Origin of the sequence: Nonomuraea guangzhouensis, assembly GCF_019396345.1 — a bacterium.
GTDB classification, from domain to species: domain Bacteria; phylum Actinomycetota; class Actinomycetes; order Streptosporangiales; family Streptosporangiaceae; genus Nonomuraea; species Nonomuraea guangzhouensis.
This window is the reverse complement of the sequence record NZ_JAHKRM010000107.1, coordinates 1-1,462: the sequence shown is the minus strand read 5'-3', so window position 1 is coordinate 1,462 and position 1,462 is coordinate 1. Positions and strand designations below refer to the sequence as shown.

Genomic DNA, 1,462 nt, shown 5'->3' with positions numbered 1-1,462 from the left:
GGCTCTTCGAAGTTAAGCGGGGTTGAGGTGTCCGCGGCCTTTTCGGGTGGTGGCGCAGCGGGTGCGTAGTCGCTGGTTTCCTGGGTTGCGGAAGCCGTAGGCATCGCGGGCGGTGGTCTTGATGACGCGATTGGTGCCTTCGGAACCGGCGTTGGTGATGCCGGTCTGGAGGAAGGCCAGGATTTCGGGCCACCAGGTCTCGATGGTGGTGGCCAGGCGGTGGAGTTCGGGCAGGCCAGAGGTGGCGCAGCGGTCATAGAAGCGGAACAGTCGATGGGCGATGACGCTCCTGTCCGGGTGGGTGCGGGCCAGGGCGAGCAGGTCCAGCAGGTCTTCCTTGGCGTTCCACGCCGCCAGGATCGCTCTGCCCAGCCGCGCGGGCAGGGCTTGCAGGTCATCGACCATCGGATCCAACTGGCGGGCGTGCATACGGGCGGCGGAGCGGGTGAGCCGGTTGCGCAGTTCCCACTCGCGGTTGCCTTTGCGCCCGCGCCTGCCCCGGACCTGGACGGTGAGGCGGCGGCGGATCTCGGTGAGAGCCTGGTTGGCCAGTTGCACCACATGGAAGTGGTCGACGACCAGACGGGCCTGCGGTAACGCGGTGCGCACAGCGGATTTGAAGATGGTGCACATGTCGATCGCGACGAAGGCCACGTGCTGCCGCCAGGCGGGGTCACGCTGGTTGAGCCAGCCGGTGACGGCGGCGATGGTGCGGCCCTCGACCTGTCCGAGCAAGCCCTGATCGCCGGACAGGTCCACGAAACCGACATGCCAGCGATCCACCGCCGTCGTCCACGTGTCGGTGGCCTCATCCAGCACCCAGCGAGGCCGGCCTCGGCGGACCTCATCAATGCCCAGCACCGTCACGGGCTCAGGCTGGGCAGGCAGCACCCGGTGAGCGTGCTCGGTGAACGCCGCAGACACGATCGGCCACGACAGGTCGTGATCGCGCGCTGACTGGATCACCGTCCGCCCGCCATCTCCCACGGCGGCACCGCTGGCCTGGCGTAATCGCAGCGTCAGCCGGGACCGTGCGGGGATCTGCGGCACCTGCTCGGTGAACGTCTGCCGCGGGCAGGACACCTGGTCACAACGCCATCGACGCTTACGCCAGCGCAACGCACACCGCCGCCCGCCCATCGGCAGATCACGAGGGCGGGTGGTCACCCACTCCTTCATCCGAACCGCGGCGACCCCGCACTGCGGGCAGCACCTGGCCCGCTCATCCGCCGTGGCCAGGCACACCACCGGTCCGTCCTGCGGCCCATCACCTGCGGCAACGACCCTCGTGACGGCCAAGCCGTCCAGGCCGAGCAGCAGCGTCGTATCGTTGACCATGCTCGTGGCTTCTCTGCTGTGATCTTCTTGCCTCGACAACAAGAAGGATCACCGAGAGCCACGAGCTCTCTCAAGCCCTCTGCACTCCGCGGAACCTCAAACCCCGATCAAGTTCGAAGAGCCG

The 1,462-nt window shown here is 67.7% G+C and carries 1 protein-coding gene; it reads right to left on the bottom strand.

Going from position 1 to position 1,462, the window contains the following annotated elements:
* Nucleotides 1–12 precede the first annotated feature (12 nt).
* Nucleotides 13–1,338, bottom strand: coding sequence for an ISL3 family transposase (locus KME78_RS63610; protein ID WP_219539950.1), 1,326 nt, complete (start codon nt 1,336–1,338; stop codon nt 13–15).
* Nucleotides 1,339–1,462 lie beyond the last annotated feature (124 nt).

What these genes read in the sequence shown, in the direction of transcription:
- KME78_RS63610 (WP_219539950.1), bottom strand. Translation starts at nt 1,338, where the DNA reads ATGGTCAACGATACGACGCTGCTGCTCGGCCTGGACGGCTTGGCCGTC.